At 50.4% G+C, this 21310-nt stretch carries 17 protein-coding genes; 15 read left to right on the top strand and 2 right to left on the bottom strand.

Translation table 11 applies throughout. The features are described 5' to 3' along the window. Positions 1–207: 207 nt before the first annotated feature. The 9 genes from VV089_RS08095 (at position 208) to trmD (ending at position 9121) form a co-directional block, all read left to right on the top strand. Complete coding sequence (locus VV089_RS08095; RefSeq protein WP_334335538.1) at positions 208–1365, top strand: DUF6688 domain-containing protein; 1158 nt, start codon at positions 208–210, stop codon at positions 1363–1365. 232 nt (positions 1366–1597) lie between these two features. Further along, positions 1598–3517: a beta-glucoside-specific PTS transporter subunit IIABC gene (locus VV089_RS08090; RefSeq protein ID WP_334335537.1), complete on the top strand. Its 1920-nt coding sequence runs from the start codon at positions 1598–1600 to the stop codon at positions 3515–3517. 84 nt (positions 3518–3601) lie between these two features. Continuing rightward, positions 3602–5020, top strand: a complete 1419-nt coding sequence (locus VV089_RS08085) for a 6-phospho-beta-glucosidase (protein ID WP_172540373.1) — start codon at positions 3602–3604, stop codon at positions 5018–5020. 145 nt (positions 5021–5165) lie between these two features. Further along, on the top strand, positions 5166–5498 hold the full coding sequence (gene ylxM, locus VV089_RS08080; RefSeq protein ID WP_172540374.1) for a YlxM family DNA-binding protein: 333 nt from the start codon (positions 5166–5168) through the stop codon (positions 5496–5498). Then, a complete protein-coding gene (ffh, locus tag VV089_RS08075; RefSeq protein ID WP_334335536.1) occupies positions 5499–6848 on the top strand; it encodes a signal recognition particle protein in 1350 nt (449 codons plus the stop codon). It abuts the gene before it with no gap. A gap of 47 nt (positions 6849–6895) precedes the next feature. Beyond that, entirely contained in the window at positions 6896–7141 is a 246-nt protein-coding gene (gene rpsP / locus VV089_RS08070) for a 30S ribosomal protein S16 (protein WP_160563593.1), read from the top strand. Between the two features lie 77 nt (positions 7142–7218). Beyond that, the gene (locus VV089_RS08065; RefSeq protein WP_172540376.1) at positions 7219–7449 is read left to right on the top strand and encodes a KH domain-containing protein; all 231 of its coding nucleotides are present in this window, start codon (positions 7219–7221) and stop codon (positions 7447–7449) included. A 98-nt stretch (positions 7450–7547) separates the two neighbouring features. Next, positions 7548–8057, top strand: a complete 510-nt coding sequence (gene rimM, locus VV089_RS08060) for a ribosome maturation factor RimM (protein ID WP_172540377.1) — start codon at positions 7548–7550, stop codon at positions 8055–8057. Continuing rightward, a complete protein-coding gene (gene trmD / locus VV089_RS25215) occupies positions 8057–9121 on the top strand; it encodes a tRNA (guanosine(37)-N1)-methyltransferase TrmD (protein ID WP_442891500.1) in 1065 nt (354 codons plus the stop codon). The genes rimM and trmD overlap by 1 nt, the downstream gene beginning before the upstream one ends. A gap of 53 nt (positions 9122–9174) precedes the next feature. On the opposite strand, the gene rpmB is transcribed toward trmD, so the two are convergent. Continuing rightward, a complete protein-coding gene (gene rpmB / locus VV089_RS08050) occupies positions 9175–9360 on the bottom strand; it encodes a 50S ribosomal protein L28 (RefSeq protein ID WP_160567313.1) in 186 nt (61 codons plus the stop codon). 342 nt (positions 9361–9702) lie between these two features. Between rpmB and VV089_RS08045 the strand changes: the two genes are divergently transcribed. From VV089_RS08045 to VV089_RS08030, 4 genes are all read left to right on the top strand, one after another. Continuing rightward, on the top strand, positions 9703–10059 hold the full coding sequence (locus tag VV089_RS08045) for an Asp23/Gls24 family envelope stress response protein (RefSeq protein WP_172540379.1): 357 nt from the start codon (positions 9703–9705) through the stop codon (positions 10057–10059). Positions 10060–10083: 24 nt separating this feature from the next. Then, the gene (locus VV089_RS08040) at positions 10084–11745 is read left to right on the top strand and encodes a DAK2 domain-containing protein (protein WP_334335535.1); all 1662 of its coding nucleotides are present in this window, start codon (positions 10084–10086) and stop codon (positions 11743–11745) included. 3 nt (positions 11746–11748) lie between these two features. Then, complete coding sequence (recG, locus tag VV089_RS08035) at positions 11749–13800, top strand: ATP-dependent DNA helicase RecG (RefSeq protein WP_334335534.1); 2052 nt, start codon at positions 11749–11751, stop codon at positions 13798–13800. Between the two features lie 174 nt (positions 13801–13974). Then, a complete protein-coding gene (locus tag VV089_RS08030) occupies positions 13975–16842 on the top strand; it encodes a hypothetical protein (RefSeq protein ID WP_334335533.1) in 2868 nt (955 codons plus the stop codon). A gap of 153 nt (positions 16843–16995) precedes the next feature. On the opposite strand, the gene VV089_RS08025 is transcribed toward VV089_RS08030, so the two are convergent. Continuing rightward, positions 16996–17202 (bottom strand): alpha/beta-type small acid-soluble spore protein, encoded by a 207-nt coding sequence (locus tag VV089_RS08025; protein ID WP_160567303.1) that lies wholly within the window; start codon positions 17200–17202, stop codon positions 16996–16998. 601 nt (positions 17203–17803) lie between these two features. Between VV089_RS08025 and VV089_RS08020 the strand changes: the two genes are divergently transcribed. Both VV089_RS08020 and VV089_RS08015 read left to right on the top strand, forming a co-directional pair. Then, positions 17804–19717, top strand: a complete 1914-nt coding sequence (locus tag VV089_RS08020) for a beta-glucoside-specific PTS transporter subunit IIABC (protein ID WP_334335532.1) — start codon at positions 17804–17806, stop codon at positions 19715–19717. Between the two features lie 137 nt (positions 19718–19854). Continuing rightward, positions 19855–21273: a glycoside hydrolase family 1 protein gene (locus tag VV089_RS08015; protein ID WP_334335531.1), complete on the top strand. Its 1419-nt coding sequence runs from the start codon at positions 19855–19857 to the stop codon at positions 21271–21273. Positions 21274–21310 lie beyond the last annotated feature (37 nt).

The raw sequence follows: 21310 nt of genomic DNA, 5'->3' as shown, positions 1-21310 counted from the left end.
AGCAGCTATGTTTCTATACGCAGTAAGTGGAAAATAAAAAAAATAATAGTCCTTGACAATTGAAAAAGAACGGATTTTATTGAAAATCAATAAAAATTTTTTGAAAAATGAAGTTATCAGAGGTATAATAAAAAACAGGAAGATATAGAGCTTTTTCCGGTTTTAAGGGAATCATGTTCTACATTGAAAAGAAAGAGGTGCAAACATATGGGGTATCTGCTGCTGTTTCTTCTGTTCCTTGGCCTGATGCTGATTCCAGGCCCTCTGCTTACTGTCTGGAATATTCAGAATCTGCTGCTTCAGCGGGAACATACAGGGAAGTTTGAAGCTGTATTATTTGGCGTAGGCATCCTTTACAGCTTTCTGCTTTATGGTCTCTGGGATCCCAGAGGCTGGAAGGAAAGCATTCAGATAAATCAGGATATGTCTTCCCTTCATGAGCCTCTCTCCGGTGAGCATATGCTGAGCATACTGGCGCTGATAGCGGTAGGCTTGATTTCCTATGCCTATCTGAAATCAAAAAAGGATACGGCGCCGCCTTTGGCAGCCGTGCTCTCCATGGCGGGAGTGTATCTTGGCATTATGGTGAATCTGCTGGTGATTGTGCAGTTGTTTGGGGGAGCTGCGGCAGATGTGCCCTTTGGAAACACATTTCCCGGAGATATTCTTTTGATGATGCTGGTTCCCTTTAATTATATTCTGCTGTCGGTGCATCTTTTGCTCCGGGTAGTAAAGGGGCAGAGCAGGAGGGTGCAGAGCGAGAGAGCAGAGCAGCAAGGGGCTGGGACGGGGGAAGAGCCTGGGCCTTATAAAACCCCTTTTTTAAATGACTGCAGCCGCATTCTGGGAGAAAGTGAGCATTGGGCCTTGTATGCCCTGCTCTTAACACTGCCGCTGCTTTGCATCATCGCTTCGGCGCTGCTGTTATTCGGACAGCGGCCGGACAGCGTTATCCGGGCTTTTACAGAGACAAGCGACTGGGCCTTGTCTGCCAGGGTATCGCCGCCGGAGGTGCTCATTGACAGCCATTATCTGTGTACCGTGGCCATGCAGGGCCATCGGGAATTGGTGAAGCCCCAGAGGCTTGGACTTCGAAGGGGCAGTAAGATCATGGTAAACCGCCAGCTCTGTGTAGCCAATGCCTTTGAGCAGCTGCTGGAGGAGCGCACACCCAGGTTTCACCGGGCAGTGCGGAAGTTTTATGATACCTGCGGTTATCCCATTTCCAGGCATATCCGCACGCCGCTGACAGCCGATATCATCTATTTGATTATGAAGCCCCTGGAGTGGCTGTTTGTGGCAGCGCTGTATCTCTTTGACGCAAAGCCGGAGGATCGTATTGCCCGGCAGTATCTTCCGCTATAAGCTTTACAACGGACTACCAGGAAAACCTCTGTTACAAAGACAGGGGTTCTTTTTTGACGATTTCTGAAACGATGAAACTATCCTTTTTCCATTCATTGCTGGAAAAGGGCGCTTATGCTATATTCGATTTAACAAAAGGAGGCCAAAGCCCATCGCCCGGGGAAAGAAGATGGGAATATAGCTGACAGGAAGCTTCGCAGTGATCCTTGAAAAAATGAAGGAGGGAATATCTATGGGAAAATACCATGAGCTGGCAAAAGAGATTGTAAAAAATGTCGGCGGAAAAGAAAATATTTTAGGACTTGTACACTGTATTACGCGGCTTCGTTTTACGCTGAAGGACGAGAACATTGCAAAAGACGAGGTGCTTAAAGCCATGGAAGGCGTTGTGACCGTAATGAAGAGCGGCGGACAGTACCAGGTGATTATCGGCAACCATGTGCCGGAGGTATTTGAGGATGTGATGGAGCTGATTGATTTAAAGGAGGGAACTGCTCCGGCGGCAGAACAGAAATCCGGAAGGTTTTTTGATCGGGCCATTGACGTGGTGTCCGGCATCTTCCAGCCTATTCTTGGCATTATGGCAGCCTGCGGTATGCTGAAGGGCTTAAATACGCTGTTTGTGGCTCTGGGGCTGTATAGCGCCGAGTGCGGCGGATATCTGATTATCAATGGAGCCGGAGACGCTCTGTTTACCTTTCTGCCCTTGTTTCTGGGTTATACGGCGGCAAAGAAGTTCGGTTTAAAGCCTATGCTCGGCCTGGCTGTCGGCGGCGCCATGTGCTACCCGGGCATCCAGGCAGGAACCCTCTCGGCAGGACTGGAACCTATGTACAGCATATTGGAGGGAACCATGTTTGCTTCCCCGGTTTACATTGATTTTTTCGGCATCCCTGTTATTTCCATGGATTATACGGGAACGGTGATTCCCGTTATCCTGGCAGTGTGGTTTGCGTCCAAATGTGAGAAATTTTTTAATAAGATCATTCCGGATCTGGTAAAGTTTTTCTTTGTGCCTATGCTGACTCTGCTGATCACACTGCCTGTATCCGTGATTTTCCTGGGGCCGGTTGCAGCCTTCGGATCTACCTTGATTTCAGAGCTTACACTGGGGATCCGCAGCTTTAGTCCGCTGCTTGCAGGGGGAATTGTGGGCTTTACCTGGCAGATACTTGTTATCTTTGGCATGCACTGGGGCTTTATTCCCGTTTACATCAACAATGTAATGACGCTGGGCTATGACAATGTGATGATGCCGTTCTTTGCATGTACCTTTGCAACCTCTGCGGTGGTATTGGCGATTTTCTTTAAGACAAAGGATAAGAAGCTTCGGGAGATGGCGATTCCCAATTTTATCTCCGGCATTTTCGGTGTGACGGAGCCGGCTATATACGGTATTTTGCTGCCTTTGAAAAAGCCCTTTATTATCAGCTGTATTGCCGGCGGCATCGGAGGAGCTTTTTACGGACAATTCAACTTCCGGAAATTTATTCTGGGCGGTATGGGTATCTTTGAGCTGCCTAATATGATGAACCCGGACGGAACCATGGGAAACATGATTGTGGCCTTGGTGGGAATTGCCATATCCATGGCAGTGGGATTTTTTCTTACCATGCTGTTTTATAAGGATAAGGAACCTGAGGAGGCGGAGAAGACGGCTGCGGTGACAGAGACGAAGGCGGCTGCAAAGGCAAAGGATGAGGAGATTACGCTTGCAAGTCCCTTGAATGGAAAGATTGTGAAGCTGTCGGAGGTGAAGGATGAAGCATTTTCCTCCGGCGTCCTGGGACTGGGCGCAGCCATTGAGCCGGAGGAAGGCGTGCTTTATGCGCCTGCAGACGGAAGGATTTCCGCCCTGTTTCCCACAGGGCATGCCATCGGCCTTACGACAAAGACCGGATTGGAGCTTTTGATGCATGTGGGAATGGACACGGTACAGCTTGACGGGAAGGGCTTTAAAGTCTTTGTGGAGGCAGGCGAAGAGGTGAAGCAGGGGCAGAAGCTTCTGGAGTTTGACAGGAAGCTCATTCGTGAGGCAGGCTATTCTCTGGTGACACCTGTACTGGTGACAAATTCCGACGAGTTTGAGCTGGTGGAGCCTACCGAGGCAGAGAAAGTCCAGGCAGGAGACTTACTGCTGCGTGTTATGTAGGTTGTGTATTGTTTTTGGTGTCTGGAAATTGATTTCATAAAGGTGTGCTGAGAGGGAACTTTCGGAACTGGAATAGGAGACTATATGAGAAAAGATTTTTTGTGGGGCGGCGCTACGGCCGCCAACCAGTGTGAAGGCGGCTGGCAGGAAGGCAAAAGGGGCATGGCCCTTGTGGATGTGATTCCTTATGGGGAGAACCGGATGCCCGTGATGGAGGGGCGTATGGATTACCGGGAGCTGCCGGCGGATTCCATTTACCCGGGGAGAGAGGCCATTGATCTGTACGGACATTATAAGGAGGATATTGCACTCTTTGCGGAAATGGGCTTTCGATGTTATCGCTTTTCCTTGTCATGGTCCCGGATTTTCCCCACAGGGGAAGAGACGAAGCCTAATGAAGAGGGGCTTAAGTTCTACGAGGCGCTGATTGACGAGCTGCTGCAATACGGCATAGAGCCGGTTGTGACTATCTGCCACTTTGATATTCCGCTGAACCTTGTGGACAAATACGGTTCCTGGCGCAATCGGAAGGTCATTGATTTTTATCTCAATTACTGTGATGCCGTTTTCCGTTATTTTAAGGGCAAGGTGCGGTACTGGATTACCTTTAATGAAATCAATATGCTGATGCATCTTCCTTTTATGGGAGCCGGAATCCGCTTTGAACAGGGAGAGAATGAGCTTGCGGTTAAGTACCAGGCGGCTCATAACGAGCTGACTGCTTCTGCCTATGCAGTAAAGCTGGCCCACGAGATCAATCCGGAATACCAGGTGGGATGTATGCTGGCAGCAGGAAGCGTGTACCCCTACAGCTGCCGTCCGGAGGATGTGTGGGAGAGCATGAAACGGGATAGGGAAAATTATTTCTTCATTGACGTACAGGCCCGGGGGGAATATCCGGCTTATGCAAAGAAGCTGCTGGAACAGAAAGGCATCCAATTAGAAATGGGCCCCTGGGACACAAGGATACTGAAGGAACATACAGTGGATTTTATTTCCCTATCCTATTACAACAGCCGCTGCGTCCGGGCTGACGGCCAGGGAGAGGCCTCGGGAGGGAATGTATTTGCCTCGGCGAAAAATCCTTATCTGGAATGCAGCCAGTGGGGATGGCCCATCGATCCCCTGGGACTTCGCATTACATTGAATGCGCTTTATGATCGCTATCAGAAGCCCCTGTTTATTGTGGAAAATGGTCTGGGAGCCCGGGATGAGCCGGATGAAAATGGAAGAATTGCGGACGATTACCGGATTGATTATCTAAAGGCTCACATCCTGGCTATGATGGACGCTGCGGATGAGGATGGTGTAGATTTGATAGGATATACGCCCTGGGGGTGTGTGGATCTAATAAGCGCCACTACAGGAGAGATGTCCAAGAGGTACGGTTTCATTTATGTGGATAAGGATGACAAGGGGAACGGCACCTGGAAGCGTGTGCGGAAAAAATCCTTTTTCTGGTACCGGGAAGTAATTGAGGCGAATGGGGAGAATTTGAGATAAAAAGAGTAAGGAAAATGTAGGAAATCCCTCGCAAAACAGTTATGTGTGAACAGTACCCTTAAAACTTCCGGGAAAAATATTGTCAAGAGAAAACACTTGACACACGTGCTTTTTTCGTGTAAGATAATCCAGGCAGGTGATAAGCATGGAAAAAATTCTGGAGCAGACACTGCTGTATGATTTTTACGGAGAGCTCTTGACGGAGCACCAAAAGCAGATATACGAGGACGTGGTTCTCAACGACTATGGTTTCAGCGAAGTGGCCCAGGAGCAGGGTATCAGCCGCCAGGGGGTTCACGATCTGGTCAAGCGGTGCAGCCGGATTCTTAAGGAATACGAAGCCAGGCTCCACCTGGTAGAGCGTTTTCTGACGATCAAGAGCAGGATAGAAGAGATAGAGAGCTCCCTAAGAGATACCGAAGAGCCGGACAGGGAAGCGCTTATCCGGCAGCTACAGGACATATTGGAGAATTTGTAGATGGCATTTGAAAGTTTATCCGATAAATTGCAAAATGTATTCAAGAGCCTGCGGGGCAAAGGCCGTCTCACCGAGGCAGATGTAAAGGCAGCCTTGAAGGAAGTAAAGATGGCCCTTCTGGAGGCTGACGTAAGCTTCAAGGTGGTGAAGCAGTTCATCAAGTCCGTGGAAGGACGTGCTGTAGGAGCCGATGTGATGAACAGCCTGACTCCGGGACAGATGGTGATTAAGATTGTCCATGAGGAGATGATAAGCCTCATGGGAAGCGAAACCACAGAGCTCAAGCTGAAAGGCGGCAATGAAGTAACCATCCTGATGATGATGGGCCTTCAGGGCGCCGGCAAGACCACCACAGCGGCCAAGATCGCCGGGAAGCTCAAGGCCAAGGGAAGAAAGCCCTTGCTGGCCGCCTGCGACGTCTACCGCCCGGCTGCCATCAGGCAGCTTCAGGTAAACGGAGAAAAGCAGGGCGTGGAAGTATTCACCATGGGAGAGAACCAGAAGCCGGTGAACATTGCCAGGGGAGCCTATGAGCACGCCAGGAAGAACGGTTTCAACGTACTGATTCTGGACACTGCGGGCCGTCTTCACGTAGATGAGGACATGATGGCGGAGCTTCAGGAGATAGCGGCCAATCTGGAGATTGACCAGGCCCTTTTGACCGTAGACGCCATGACCGGCCAGGACGCAGTAAACGTAGCAAGCACCTTTGACGAAAAGATTGGAATAGACGGCGTTATCCTCACCAAGCTGGACGGAGACACCAGAGGCGGAGCCGCGCTGTCCATCAAGGCAGTGACCGGAAAGCCTATCCTCTTCGTAGGTATGGGAGAAAAGCTAAGCGACCTGGAGCAGTTTTATCCAGACCGCATGGCCTCACGGATCTTAGGTATGGGCGATGTGCTGACGCTCATCGAGAAAGCCCAGGAATCTGTGGATGAGGAAAAGGCCAAGGCCATGACCCAGAAGCTGAAAAAAGCCCAGTTCGGCTTTGACGACTATCTGGAAAGTATGAACCAGATGCGCAAGATGGGAGGGCTGACAAGCATTCTCTCCATGATGCCCGGCATGGGCAGCCAGCTAAAGGGCTTAGAGGATGCCATTGACGAGAAGAAGATGGCTCAGATTGAGGCGATTATCCTCTCCATGACTCCAAAGGAGCGGGCTAATCCGGAGATTTTGAATCTGTCCCGGAAGAGCCGCATTGCCAGAGGCGCCGGGGTGGATATTGCAGAGGTCAACCGGCTGGTAAAGCAGTTTGACCAGATGCGCAAGATGATGAAACAGATGCCCGGCATGATGGGCGGCAAAGGTTTTGGTAAAAAGGGACGTTTCCGAATGCCCTTTTAACATAAAAAGAAAACAAAAGAAGAATTATATTTTGGAGGTGAAAAGAGATGGCAGTAAAAATCAGATTGAGAAGAATGGGTCAGAAGAAAGCTCCTTTCTATAGAATTATCGTAGCAGATTCCAGATCCCCCAGAGATGGCAGATTCATCGAGGAGATCGGTACCTACGATCCGAGCACAGACCCCAGCACATTCAACGTAGACGTTGAGGCGGCAAAGAAGTGGCTGAACAACGGTGCGCAGCCCACAGAGGTAGTAGGCAAGATCTTAAAGGCCGCAGGTGTTGAGAAATAAACCGCAAAGCTTTGGAAAGGCAACAGCGCAGCAGCTGTTCTCAATAGGAACGGCAGCATCGCATTCGGAGGAAAAACATGAAAGAATTGGTAGAGGTGATTGCAAAATCACTGGTGGAGCATCCGGAAGAAGTTGCTGTGACAGAGACGGAGAATGAGAAAACCATTCTCGTTGAGCTTCGCGTGGCACCGTCCGATATGGGAAAGGTGATCGGCAAACAAGGCCGTATCGCAAAAGCGATCCGCTGTGTGGTTAAAGCAGCATCATCAAAGGAAGAAAAGAAGGTTGTTGTGGAGATTCTGCAGTAGAATTTATCACAGGACAGACAGGCGGGTGGAAACACCCGCTGTTTTTCACAGATTGAGAGAAAAAAGGACGCAGGCAGACAGGCAAAAAGGAGAAAAGCATGGAGTCTTATTTAAGGGTAGGCGTTATCGCATCCACCCATGGCTTAAAGGGCGAGGTTAAGGTATTTCCCACCACGGATAATCCAAAGCGTTTCCGCGAGCTGAAGAAGGTGCTTCTGGATACAGGACATGAATACAAGCCCTTAGAGGTGGCCGGAGTGAAATTTTTCAAAAACCAGGTCATTCTGAAATTCCGGGAATTTGACGATATCAACGAGGTAGAGCAGTACAAAGGGAAAGATCTTCTGGTGACACGGGATCAGGCCGTGCCCCTTGAGGAAAATGAAAATTTTATCACAGATCTCATCCACATGGAGGTTTATACGGATGAGGGGATCCGCCTTGGAACTCTGACGGACGTCCTGCAGACAGGGGCCAACGACGTCTATGTGGTAGAGACAGAGGAAGGAAAGGAAGTGCTTCTTCCGGCCATTCCCTCCTGCATTCTCAAAGTAAGTGTGGAAGAAGCCCGGATGACTGTGCATATATTGGAAGGATTGTTGGAGTAATGAAGTATCACGTATTGACCTTATTTCCGGAAATGATTGAGCAGGGACTTCGCACCAGCATCCTGGGCCGTGCCATGGAAAAGGGAATCATAAGCCTTGAGGCGGTAGACATCCGGGATTTTACAGAGGACAGGCACAGGAAGGTGGATGATTATCCCTACGGCGGAGGAGCCGGCATGGTGATGCAGGCGGATCCCGTATACCGTGCCTGCGAGGAAGTGCAGAGCCGGCTCAAGGGAGCGGGGGCCCGGGTTATCTATGCGACGCCCCAGGGAAGGGTTTTCGATCAGGCCCTGGCCCAGGAACTGGCAAAAGAGGAGAATCTGATTCTGCTCTGCGGTCATTATGAGGGAATTGACGAGCGTGTTCTGGAGGAGGTCGTGACGGACTATGTGTCCATCGGGGATTATGTGCTCACAGGAGGGGAGCTTCCCGCCATGGTGATGATCGATGCCGTTTCCCGTCTGGTTCCCGGAGTTCTGAGCAATGAGGTATCGGCGGAATTCGAGTCCTTCCACGACTATCTGCTGGAATACCCACAGTACAGCCGCCCGGAGGTATGGAAGGGAAAAAAGGTTCCCCAGGTACTCTTAAGCGGAAATCACGACCGCATTGAGGATTGGCGGAGAGAGCAGTCCGTCCTGCGTACCAGATCGCGCAGGCCGGATCTTTACGAGCAATATCAGAAAGAACAGAAAGAGAAAAAGAAGAGCTCCGCCAAAAAGAGGCTAAAGCTGATTCTGGCGGAAAAACAGGTTTTGGAAGAAAAAGCCTGGGCACAGGAATTTCAGGAGTTTATTCTGGAATCGGGCCTGGAGCTTGTTTTGGTATCCGGGGACAGCCCGGACAGATTCTGCAGAGCTTTGGAGGGGAAAAAGCCGGGAAGGCAGGGTGTTCTTGTGTTTGCTGCTTCGGCAGAAGGAGTGCTTGCGGCGAGGGCAGATAAGCTCCGAACCGTCTATTTTGCAGCAGACGGAAGAGAAAAGGAGCCAAAAGATCTGATTTACTACAGAAAGATTTCCGATCTGCTGGAAGGAATAGCTGTTTTGCGCAGACTGATATAAAAGCAAAAAAAGAAGCTGTCACATTCGCAACAGCTTCTTTTATTATCCACGCCTTACGCTCTTTCCACTTTGCCGGATCTCAGACAAGAAGTACAAACATACATCTTCTTGGAGCCGCCATCAACCTTAACTCTTACAGACTTAACATTGGATTTCCACATCTTATTGGAACGTCTATGTGAATGACTTACAGCATTTCCGAAGTGAGCGCCTTTTTCACAAATCGCACATTTAGCCATCTTAGCACCTCCTTGATCTTTAGTGAACCCTATATCTAGGCTCGCAACATGTATTATTCTAGCAGAAAGTACTATATTTTGCAAGTGTTAATTTGAAAATATTGCAACTTTTTGAGAAACTGGTTAAAATTTGAAAAATCACTTTGAATTTTAAGGGAAAAAGGGTATACTGTCAATATAGAATCATCATACTCCGGAAAAAGCCTGATGAAATGCCGGAGCGTTCTCATAGGGAAAGCTACATAGTTCATTCAGCTTCCGTTGCGGCAAAGGCCGTAACCGGCTTTCCACATACCGGCGAAAGGGCCGGACATGTTAAAAACATAAATGGAGGTAATCATAATGAAGGGACTTATGAATACACAACTAGGCGCAGTAATCATCGACCCGGAAGTCATAGCCAGATATGCCGGCTCCGTAGCCGTGGAATGTTTCGGCATTGTGGGTATGGCTATGGTCAATGTCCGTGACGGCATTGTCAAGCTTTTAAAGGGCGACAATCTGACCAGAGGCGTTAACGTCCAGATCAACGACAACCGCATCACCTTATCCTTCCATGTGATCGTATCCTACGGAGTCAGCATTTCTGCAGTATCCGACAATCTGATCAGCAATGTAAAGTACAAGGTGGAGGAATTCACAGGTATGTCCATTGAGAAAATCAACATCTTTGTAGAAGGTGTACGGGTAATAGACTAATAGCAGGAGGAGCTTAGCGAAGTTATGAAGACCATAGATGTAGAAACACTGACAAAGATGTTCCTGGCCGGTGCCAAAAATCTGGAGGCGAAAAAGGAATGGATCAATGAGCTGAACGTATTCCCTGTTCCGGACGGAGATACGGGAACGAATATGACGCTCACCATTATGTCAGCCGCCTCAGAGGTGAATAATCTGCCGGCGCGCACCATGGAGTCCGTGGCAAAGGCCATTTCCTCCGGATCCTTACGGGGAGCCAGAGGCAATTCCGGCGTGATCCTGTCCCAGCTTTTACGAGGCTTCACCAAGGGAATCCGCAATTATGAAACATTAGACACGGTGATCTTTGCAAATGCCTTTCAGAAAGCCGTGGAGACGGCCTATAAGGCAGTTATGAAGCCCAAGGAAGGAACCATCCTCACCGTAGCCAGAGGAGCTGCGGACAAAGCGGCCGAGCTTGCCCAGTCCGAGGAGGATCTGGAAGTTTTCTTCCGGGAGATTATCGGGGAGGCGGAGGCGGTTCTCTTGAAGACGCCGGAGCTTCTTCCCGTGTTAAAGGAAGCAGGGGTGGTAGATTCCGGCGGACAGGGCCTGGTGGAGGTGCTGAAAGGCGCCTATGACGCCTTCTTAGGCAAGGAGGTGGACTACACCTTTGAAGCTCCCAAGGCAGCGCCGGTGAAGATCAGCCCTCAGACCGAGGCGGATATCAAGTTCGGCTATTGTACCGAATTTATCATTATGTTAGATAAGGAATTCCCCTCCGAGACGGAGCATGAATTCAAGCAGTTCCTGGAATCTATCGGTGATTCCATTGTGTGCGTGGCCGATGACGACATCGTGAAGATCCACGTACATACCAATCATCCCGGGCAGGCCATTGAGAAAGCTCTGACCTACGGTTCCCTGTCCCGGCTGAAGATTGATAATATGCGTGAAGAACACGAGGAAAAGCTTATTAAGGATGCTTCCCGGATTGCCGCCCGTCAGGCGGAGGAGGAAGCGGCAAAGAAGGCGGCGCAGCCCAGAAAGGAGATGGGCTTTATTTCCGTGTCCATCGGCGAGGGAATCGGGGAGATCTTCCGGGGACTCGGCGTGGATTATCTCATCGAGGGCGGCCAGACCATGAATCCCAGTACCGAGGATATGCTCAATGCCATTGAGCAGGTGAATGCGGATCACATCTTTATCCTGCCGAACAATAAGAACATCATCCTGGCAGCCAACCAGGCCCAGGCGCTCTGTAAAGATAAGGACATCATTGTAGTGCCCACCAAGACAGTGCCCCAGGGAATCACGGCCATGATCAACTACATTCCTTACATGTCTCCCCAGGAGAACGAAGAGCGGATGACGGCGGAGATTCAGAATGTAAAGACCGGCCAGGTAACCTATGCCGTCCGGGATACCCATCTGGATGATAAGGAGATCAAAGAGGGCGACATTATGGGAATCGGAGATCACTCCATTCTGTCTGTGGGAAGCGGAATTTCAGATGTAACCCTTGATATGCTTAAGGAACTGGTTGATGATGATTCGGAGCTTATCAGCATTTACTATGGTGAGGGCGTCAGTGAGGAAGATGCGGAAGAACTGGGAGCAAAACTTGGAGAAGTCTGCCCCGATTGTGATATCGAGGTGCATTTCGGCGGCCAGCCCATCTACTATTATGTGGTATCAGTGGAGTAATATATGGATTCACCAATTACAAGCATCAAAGGAATTGGAGAAAAAACAGCCATGCTCTTTCACCGTGTGGGAGTTCACACGGTGGGAGAGCTGTTGTCATATTATCCCAGAACTTACGACATGTACCAGGAGCCTGTGACCTTTGCCAACTTAAAGGCAGAGGAGATTCAGGCCGTTGCCGGCTTTTTAAGGAAAGCGCCGTCAGTCACAAAGGCAAAGCGTTATGCCGTGACCACTGTGGTCTTGGAGGAATTCGGGGAATATCTGCATCTTACCTGGTTTAATATGCCCTTTTTAAAAAATACCCTGACTCCTGGGAGTACTTACATTTTCAGGGGAAGGGTTCAGAAGAAAAAGGGCCGTCTGGTGATGGAGCAGCCGGAATACTTTACGCCGGAGGCCTATGAGGAGAAGCTGAATACCATGCAGCCCATTTACGGACTGACGGCAGGCCTTTCTAACAAAACCGTGGCAAAGGCCGTAAAGCAGGCTCTGGACGGAAGGAATCTGAACCCGGAGTATCTGCCGGAGGAGATTCGTATGAGCCAGGAGCTTGCAGAGTACAATTTTGCCCTGCAGACCATTCATTTTCCGGTGAAATGGGAGGATCTGCTGCTGGCGAGAAAGCGCCTGGTTTTCGATGAATTTTTCCTGTTTATTCTGGCACTGCGCCAGATGAAGGAGGCGTCGGAACTAAGGAAAAACGAATGTCCCTGCTCTCCGGTGAAGGAGACACAGCAGCTTCTTGCGTCCCTGCCCTATGAGCTGACAGGGGCGCAGAAAAAGGTCTGGGAGGAGCTTCAAAGGGATCTGTCCGGGGAGGGCGTTATGAGCCGCCTGATTCAAGGGGACGTGGGATCGGGCAAGACGGTGGTGGCTCTGCTGGCTTTGGTCTGCGCCGTGTACAACGGGTATCAGGGAGCGCTGATGGCTCCCACGGAGGTTCTGGCCAGACAGCATGGGCAGTCCATCCGGGAGATGCTGGAGGGCGCCGGGCTTTCCCTTTCCGTAACAGTTCTCACAGGCTCTATGACTGCAAAGGAAAAGCGGCTGGCATACGAGGCCATCGAGAGCGGGGAGGCCAAAATCGTGGTCGGCACCCATGCTTTGATACAAAACCAGGTTCGTTTTTTGCGTCTTGGGCTGGTGGTAACGGATGAGCAGCACCGTTTTGGTGTCCGCCAGAGAGAGACACTCACAGATAAGGGGGAGTATCCCCATGTGCTGGTTATGAGCGCCACGCCTATTCCGAGAACCCTGGCGATTATTCTCTACGGGGATCTGGATATTTCCGTTCTCGATGAATTGCCGGCCAGCCGGCTGCCCATCAAAAACTGTGTGGTGGACGAGAGCTACCGGGCGACGGCCTACCGCTTTATGGAAAAGGAGATTGCAGCCGGAAGGCAGGTGTACGTGATCTGCGCCATGGTGGAGGAGAATCCGGAGCTTGAGCTGGAAAATGTGGTGGATTACACGGAAAAGCTAAAGAAGGCCATGAATCCCTCCATCGCCATCGAATATCTCCACGGAAAAATGAAAGCAGCAGAAAAAAACAAGATTATGGAGCGTTTTGCTGCCGGAGAGATCCAGGTATTGGTATCCACCACTGTGGTGGAGGTGGGCGTCAATGTACCAAACGCAACAGTGATGATGGTGGAAAATGCAGAACGCTTCGGCCTGGCGCAGCTTCATCAGCTTCGGGGCCGGGTGGGACGGGGAAAACACCAGTCCTATTGTATCTTTGTCAGCGGAAATGACAGTCCGGATACGAAGAAGCGTCTGGAGATTCTGAACAAATCCAACGACGGCTTTTACATTGCCAGTGAGGATTTGAAGCTTAGAGGGCCGGGGGATCTCTTCGGCATCCGCCAAAGCGGCCTTCTGGAATTCAGAATCGGAGACGTATTTACGGATGCCGGGATTCTGAAGGCGGCCGGAGAGGCAGCGGCCAGGCTGCTTCGGGAGGATCCCTCCCTTCAAAAGGAAGAGCACCGGGAGCTTCGAAAAAGGCTGTCCGCCTGCCGGATGGGTGGAGACGGGAATGTAAGCCTGTAAGACTGTTTTTTTGAGTGGATGCAGGGGTTGTAAAATGTGAAATATTCGTGATCAAAATTGACATTTACCTGTTTTATGGTAAACTAATACAGACTTATACTGTAAAAGCAGCATATCATAAAAGCAGAATCCGGCAGACAAAACATGTTTTGGCGGTAAAGATAGGAGAACGGCATGAGAGGAAACGGCAGAAAGAGAAAAACCTTTGCAGGCGCATTGCTTATGGCAGCTTTACTGGCTGCCCTGTGGAGCGTGCCTTCTTATGCAGAGCCTGAGGAAAAGGAGCTTGATCTGGCAAAAGGCGATATTGTGATCACAAACGGAGGCTACACCCAAGGGGGAGGCAGCGAGGTATCCCACCAGGGAAGCTACGTTATCACAAGCTCCGGAACAAAGCCCGCTGCCCATACCATTACCGTACAAAGCGATCTGGCGGATATCACCTTAAAGGATGTAAAGACAGCCTCCAAGGGAAGCCCCTTTTCCCTGGGGAGCGCCATGGATCATGCCATGGTGCGTCTGAGTCTTGACGGAACCAATATCCTTCAGAGCATTGAGGGGGATCATGCGGGGATTTACGTGCCGGAGGGCGCCTTTCTTGTAATTGAGGACAGCGCCGGATCTTTGTCCGTCACCGGATCGGGAACAGCAGCCGGAATCGGCGGCACCGGAAAATCCGAGGCCTTGGAGGGAACCTCTCCCGAAAACTGCGGAAACATCACCGTTCACGGAGGAATTGTTACTGCAACAGGCGGAACCGGAGGAGGAAGCGGAATCGGAGGGGGCGTAAAGGGATCCTGCAAAACGATTGAGATTACCGGCGGTTCCGTGACGGCTTCGGCCTCCACCAGCGGAACCGGATTGGGAAGCAGCCCCTTGTGGGAGGACAAAGAGGCGGCGGGAACCATACATATCATCGGCGGCACGGTCAAGGTGAACGGAAGCCTGGGGATGTCTGGGGACGTGCTTACCGGAGATGAGGAGTCTGCCTCCTGGGTGGAGGCGGATCAGAGAAAAGCCAGAATCAGCGGTTTTTCCGGCGTGCTTTTTGAAGGGCGCATGGGGCAGTTTTACGGAAATAAAAATTATGTCCTGGAGCAGGATCGGGTGATTCCAGTGGGAAACACGCTGACGGCAGATGCCGAGACAGTTTTTGAGATTCGTGAGGGAGCCAGCCTTACCTTAAACGGAAAATTGGTAAATGAGGGCTCTCTGCGTCTGGCTGCCGAGGACTGCATCAAGCAGGGGAAGGAAGGAAAGCTGGAGGGCAGAGGAAAGTTTACGGTTCCCGGAATCACGGCGGATATGATTCTTGTGCCGGATAATCTGGTGTATGACAGCGAAGAAGGGGAGGATATCACAGAGAGCGTCCTGGGGCAGATTGAGCTGAACCGGAAGCGGAGGGGGCATAAGGAACTGTTCGGCGCAGAGTTTTCCGTGATACCGGACTTTACCGGCTGGGACACAAAGGAAATCGACTGGCCCATTCTGGAACCAGGAGAATATACGGTGACCTATTCCAAGGCAGGAGAAAAGTCCTTAAGCAAGCGCTTCATGGTGTATTCTCCGGGAGAAGCGGAGCGTACCGGCCTTTCTTCCATCAAGGTATTTCAGAAGCCCTATCAGATGACGTACAGCTACGGCGATCCTTTCGACGGCACGGATTTGATTGTGACGGGCACCTATGAGGACGGCAGCGTCCGCAATGTAACCAGCCTTACTAAGGTACAGTGGGAAACCCTGGATCTGGGCGTTCATTCCGTGGACATTACCTGCGCCAGGGATGAGGAGCGGCAGGAACTGCGCTGTGTTCTGGACGGAATAACCATTGTGGCAAAGGAGATTGACGTCTCAGGGGCGTACTGGGATATCACAGAGTTTGTGTACGACGGTATGGAAAAGACTGTGTCTTTGGAGGGCACGCTGCCGGAAGGAGTGATTGCCAGCCGGAAAACCTCCAGCGGAACGGAGGCCGGAAGCTATAAGGCAAGCGTCTATTTTTCTCTGAGCGGAAGTCTAGACAAAGAACACTATGTAATTGTAGGGCCCAATCCCCTCCAGGCAGAGTGGAAGATTGAGCCCAAGGAGCTGGCCTGGGATACCACAGGACTTTCGGCAGCCGGCCAGGCCGGGGAGAGCTTCGACAAAAGTATTTCCATCTATGGAAGCCTGGGGGTAACGGGGATTCTCTCCCAGGATCGGGAGGAGACGGAAAGCCAGTGGCCGGCCGCCCGTCTGGAGGGCTCTTATGAGGGAACGGAAGCCGGAGAGCAGGAGATTACCCTGGCATGGAAGACCGGCCGGGAGCCTTCGGTAGGGGGCAATTATTGTCTGCCGGAGGAGATGCCGGTGATTACGGCAATGATCAACGATGTAAAGGCCCTGCCGGAGGCGGAGGAGCTTGCCGGAAACGGGCTTAGCTGCCGTCAGGAGATGGAGATTGGAATCTCCCATGTGCCGGATGCACTTATGGAGCTTCCAAAGCTCAACAGCCCCAAAGGGGTTGAGACAAGAATGCGCACGGCCATTACGGAGAAAGACCCGGCGGTGCTGATTACCAATACCAGTGTTTATGATGTGCGGCTCTTAGTCCAGCAGGAAGATAGCAGCTGGAAAAAAGCCGGGCAGGAGGTTTTTCCGGAATCAGGCATTACGGTGAGGCTGCCTTATCCCAGCAATACGGCTAAGGGAGGGCCCTATGAATTTACGGCAGCCCATATGTATACGGAAAAAACAGGCTCCCATAAGGCCGGGGACATTGAATACCTTGCAGTGAATCAGACGGCAGAGGGGCTTGAGCTTAAGGTGAAGAGCCTGTCGCCTATTTCCATCGGATGGAGGCTGGCAGCACAGGGAGCGGTAAGTGAAAATGAGAGCCCTTCCAGAACAGTTTCCAATGACGTGATTGCCGTGTCGGTGATCCTGGTAATTGCAGTGCTTACCGTGACTGCATTGATTGTTATTGTGCGGCTTGGAATTCTGCCAAGGCTGAAAAGGAAAAAGAAGACGGCGCCCAAAAGGCATATTGATTACAGAGCTTAGCTGCCTGCATCGTATTCTGCCTGCTGTGGGAGCATTGCCTTTTTGAAAGGCATAAGAAAGGCCGATCCGAAAACAGATTTGTCTGCGGATCGGCCTTCTCATTTTTTAATCCCTGCTTCTTGGGATTTTACAGAAAATCAAAGCTGCCGTCTCTTATTTGCCGGCCATCTGTCTTTCCTGTGCCTCAATCATTTTCTTAACCATATAGCCGCCTACGGAACCGTTCTGCTTGGAAGTCAGATTTCCGTTGTAGCCGTCGGTGAGAGGTACGCCAAGCTCGCTTGCTACCTCATACTTGAACTTGTCCAGAGCGCCCTTTGCCTCGGGAACGGCTGCGGTGTTAGATGATTTGTTTGCCATAATAAACGCCTCCTTACTGCAGATATTAAAAAATGCTGTCTGCGGTTTGTTGTTGTTTATCCGTGACGGCTTCCTTTATCCGGGCCTTTTATTTTTTAAAAGCCTGCGTGAAGCTGCCGCGGTTGTTACGAGAATAGTATGTGGGATTTTTTTTTCAATACACTGGCAGTTGCTTGTTATTTTGATAATATTTGACAAAGTGTTTCACGGCATTTGTTTTTTCCTTATTACAATATAAAAGGCGCCGGAGTAGTTTTGTTTGGATTAAAATCTAAAAAAGAATCAAGCTGTAACCAAATAATCATAAAAATGTATTAAAACAATCTTAAAAACTATTGAAGATTTAGGATAAATGTGTTAAAGTAAGGTTGTTCAAAAACATATATAGAATGACGTGTTACTGGTAAAGCAGGCAAGATCAGATTGAAGCAGGGAAGAGACAAAAGATGTTTCTTCGTATTTTCGATTTGATCTTTTTTATTTCTTTCATTTCTGTAAGCCGGCAGACACGGATGGGCAGTCCGGACAATCTGTGCAGTGTATAGCCCGAAATCAAGCGCTGTACATAGAAAAAAGAAAAACATAAGGAGAGGATGAGGTTATGGATTACGGCAGAATCGCCAGTGACATTCTGGCAAATGTAGGCGGAAAAGAAAATGTAAAATCAGTTACCCACTGTTTTACCCGGCTTCGCTTTGTCTTAAAGGATGACAGCAAGGCTAAAAAGGATGTGGTGGAGCATCTGGAGGGTGTAATCTCTGTTGTGATTGCAGGGGGACAGTTCCAGGTGGTCTGCGGTGCGAAGGTGACCAAGATTTATGATGCGGTGCTTCCCCTGGTGGGAGATCTGGACGAAAGTGCTTCCGAGGGCGGCGGCAAAGGCGGCTTCAACCTGGTTCTTCAGAAGATTTCCGAGATCTTTACACCCATTGTTCCGGCCATTGCGGCGGCTGGACTGATAAAGGGACTTCTGGCGGCTTGCTCCAGACTTCCTATGTTTGAGGCTTTTACGGCTACCAGCACCTATACGCTGCTCAACACGGCCAGCAATATCATTTTCTACTTTATGCCTGTTTTTCTGGCTTATACGGCTGCAAAGGCTCTGAAATGCAACCAGATCATTGCCATGGTTTTAGGCGGCTTCCTCTGTCATCCCGTTGTGGACGCGCTGATCCAGGATGTGGCGACACCCTCCACGATTTTCGGCCTGCCTGTGATTAAAAAGGCATTTACCATCGGAGAATCCACTAAGGTGTTCAGCTACACGGAGTCGGTGATCCCGATTATCCTGGCTGTGCTGGTCATGGCTGCGCTGGAGCGGTTTTTGAAGAAGGTGATTCCGGAGATTCTGCAGATTATCCTGGTTCCCGGCCTCTGCCTTATCATTATGCTTCCGGTTATGCTTGTGATAGTAGGCCCTGTGGGAATCTATGTGGGTTACTTTATCCAGTGGCTGTATCAGATGCTTTACTCCTTCAGTCCCCTTCTGGGCGGTATTATTGTGGGCGGCTTGTGGGGCGTCTGCGTTATCTTCGGTGCGCACCGGGCTCTTTTGCCTATCGGTCTGAACGATGTGGCGATTTCCGGAACCAATACGCTGATGTGCTTTGCGGGAGCGGCAAACTTTGCCCAGGCAGGAGCGGCTCTCGGCGTTACCCTGAAGACAAAGAGTGCAGAGACAAAGCAGGTGGCGGGAGCGGCAACCTTGTCGGCCTTCCTGGTCGGTATTACGGAGCCGGCTATTTACGGATGTAATCTGCGTCTCAAGCGTCCGATGATCTGCGCCGTGATTGCAGGCGCTCTGGGCGGTGCCATTATGGGTATCGGTAACGCAGTGAATACGGGCTTTGCAAACAACGGTATTTTAACAATTATGTCCTACTACGGCGAGGGAACCAGCTTTTCCCGGTTCCTGGCTTATCTGATTGGTATTGCAGTGGCATTTGTGGGAGCCGCAGTTCTTACCTATCTGGCAGGCTTTGAGGAGGTTGTTCCCGGGACAACGGCAGCGGCGATTCCGGAGAACACAGCTCCTTTTGTAAAGGTAACAAAGGAAAATGCAGATCTGACAATCGGCTCTCCGGCAGAGGGCAAGGCGGTTGCTTTAAAGGAAACGGCAGACGAGGTATTTGCTTCGGAGGCCCTTGGAAAAGGAATTGCAGTGATTCCTTCGAAAGGAGAGATCCTTGCGCCGGCAGACGGAACCCTTTCCGTGCTGTATCCGACGCTCCATGCTCTTGGCTTTGTGCTGGACAATGGGGTGGAACTGTTGATTCACATCGGCATCAATACGGTGGAATTAAACGGGGAGCATTTTGAGAAGTATGTAGAGCAGGGCGCCAAGGTAAAGAAGGGCGACCGGCTGGTGAGCTTTGACATTGATGCCATCCGGAAAAAGGGATACGATCCTACGGTTATGGTTCTGATCTCCAACACAGACCAGTACGCCGGCGTGGACGGCGTGCCGGGAGATCGGGTTTCTTTGGAGAAGGATGTTATCTTGATTAAGAAATAGGCAGTTACGGAATTGGAAACAGTAATATTCCTCAAAGTGCACAAATCGATTTACAGACGCATGTTTTTGCGGCTGGAAATTGATTTCATACCCGTGTACTGTGAGGGATATTACGGAACTATAAATAGGAGATAGTTATGAAAGCAAAATTTCCGGAACATTTTCTCTGGGGCGCCGCTTCGTCGGCCTTCCAGATTGAGGGCGGATGGGATGCAGACGGAAAAGGAATGACAGTTGCGGATTTCAATTCCTTTAAGCGCTCTGACCGCCAGGCAGACAGCAAGGTGGCAAGTGACTTTTACCATCATTGGAAAGAAGACATTGCTCTGATGAAGGAGCTTGGCCTTAAAACCTATCGTTTTTCCCTTTCCTGGGCGAGGATCATTCCCGACGGAGACGGGGAAGTGAACCCTAAGGGCATTGATTTTTACAACCAGGTCATTGACGAGCTGCTGGCCAATGGAATCCTTCCTTTTGTGACCCTGTATCATTTTGATCTGCCCTATGCCCTGGTGGAGAAATACAATGGCTGGGAGGACAGAAGGTGCGCCTATGCCTTTGAGCGGTATGCGAGAGTGTGCTTTGAGGCCTTTGGCGACCGGGTGAAATGGTGGCTGGTGCACAATGAGCAGAATCTGATGATCCGCGTGGACGAGCGCATGAATATTGTGGAGAAGGATAACTGGAAGGCGGATAAGATCCGCGCGCAGATGGATTATCATATGTTCCTGGCCCATGCGCTGGCGGTAAATGCCTGTCACGAAATGGTTGAGGGAGGTAAGATTGCCCCGGCGGTCTCTTCTACCTGCACGTATCCTTTGACGAATAAGCCGGAAGATGTGTGGGCGGCTAAGATGAACGACTGGTTTAAGACGAATTATTGTCTTGATATGCATTATTATGGGGAATATCCTGGGTATTATATGCGGTATCTGAAGGAGCGGAATATCGTGCCGAAGACAGAGGCAGGGGATACGGAGCTTTTGAAGAGCGCAAAGATGGATTTTATTGCCCTGAATTATTATCGGACGCTGTGTGCAAGCTATCTGCCGGCGGACGAAGAGCATCCTGTGGGGATGCGCGTGTTCCGGGGAAATGAAGTTGATTTTGACCAGTATGGATATTGCCGGGATGAGAAGAATACGAATCTGAAAGCCAGTGAGTATGGGGCGCAGATTGATCCCATGGGGCTTCGGATTGTGCTGAATGATTATTATGCGCGGTATCATCTGCCGCTGATTATTACGGAAAACGGCCTGGGGACGCCGGATGTGCTGACGGAGGACGGGAAGGTTCACGACGATTACCGGATTGATTATATCCGGGGGCATTTGGACGCTATGGCTCTGGCTATGGAGGATGGCGTGGAGCTGATGGGGTATTGTCCCTGGTCAGTGATTGATCTTTTGAGCTCTCATCAGGGATTTCGGAAACGATATGGGTTTGTTTATGTGAATCGGGATGATATGGATCTGAAGGATTTGGGACGGGTTCGAAAGGATAGTTTTTATTGGTATCAGAGGGTTATTAAGACGGACGGGGCAGGCGCAAGCTAAGCCATCAGGTATTTCCATATCCTGTGTTCGGACGGTT

The sequence above is a fragment of the Candidatus Merdisoma sp. JLR.KK011 genome (assembly GCF_036941125.1).
Lineage (GTDB): Bacteria > Bacillota > Clostridia > Lachnospirales > Lachnospiraceae > Laedolimicola.
This window is presented reverse-complemented; position numbering and strand designations above follow the sequence as displayed.

Excerpts from the sequence above, each read along its gene's own strand:
- VV089_RS08040 (WP_334335535.1), top strand. The coding sequence starts at position 10,084 with ATGAAGACCATAGATGTAGAAACACTGACAAAGATGTTCCTGGCCGGT.
- VV089_RS08030 (WP_334335533.1), top strand. The coding sequence starts at position 13,975 with ATGAGAGGAAACGGCAGAAAGAGAAAAACCTTTGCAGGCGCATTGCTT.
- VV089_RS08025 (WP_160567303.1), bottom strand. The coding sequence starts at position 17,202 with ATGGCAAACAAATCATCTAACACCGCAGCCGTTCCCGAGGCAAAGGGC.
- VV089_RS08090 (WP_334335537.1), top strand. The coding sequence starts at position 1,598 with ATGGGAAAATACCATGAGCTGGCAAAAGAGATTGTAAAAAATGTCGGC.
- trmD (WP_442891500.1), top strand. The coding sequence starts at position 8,057 with ATGAAGTATCACGTATTGACCTTATTTCCGGAAATGATTGAGCAGGGA.
- VV089_RS08095 (WP_334335538.1), top strand. The coding sequence starts at position 208 with ATGGGGTATCTGCTGCTGTTTCTTCTGTTCCTTGGCCTGATGCTGATT.
- VV089_RS08015 (WP_334335531.1), top strand. The coding sequence starts at position 19,855 with ATGAAAGCAAAATTTCCGGAACATTTTCTCTGGGGCGCCGCTTCGTCG.
- rpmB (WP_160567313.1), bottom strand. The coding sequence starts at position 9,360 with ATGGCTAAATGTGCGATTTGTGAAAAAGGCGCTCACTTCGGAAATGCT.
- rimM (WP_172540377.1), top strand. The coding sequence starts at position 7,548 with ATGGAGTCTTATTTAAGGGTAGGCGTTATCGCATCCACCCATGGCTTA.
- recG (WP_334335534.1), top strand. The coding sequence starts at position 11,749 with ATGGATTCACCAATTACAAGCATCAAAGGAATTGGAGAAAAAACAGCC.
- VV089_RS08045 (WP_172540379.1), top strand. The coding sequence starts at position 9,703 with ATGAAGGGACTTATGAATACACAACTAGGCGCAGTAATCATCGACCCG.
- VV089_RS08065 (WP_172540376.1), top strand. The coding sequence starts at position 7,219 with ATGAAAGAATTGGTAGAGGTGATTGCAAAATCACTGGTGGAGCATCCG.
- rpsP (WP_160563593.1), top strand. The coding sequence starts at position 6,896 with ATGGCAGTAAAAATCAGATTGAGAAGAATGGGTCAGAAGAAAGCTCCT.
- VV089_RS08085 (WP_172540373.1), top strand. The coding sequence starts at position 3,602 with ATGAGAAAAGATTTTTTGTGGGGCGGCGCTACGGCCGCCAACCAGTGT.
- ffh (WP_334335536.1), top strand. The coding sequence starts at position 5,499 with ATGGCATTTGAAAGTTTATCCGATAAATTGCAAAATGTATTCAAGAGC.
- VV089_RS08020 (WP_334335532.1), top strand. The coding sequence starts at position 17,804 with ATGGATTACGGCAGAATCGCCAGTGACATTCTGGCAAATGTAGGCGGA.
- ylxM (WP_172540374.1), top strand. The coding sequence starts at position 5,166 with ATGGAAAAAATTCTGGAGCAGACACTGCTGTATGATTTTTACGGAGAG.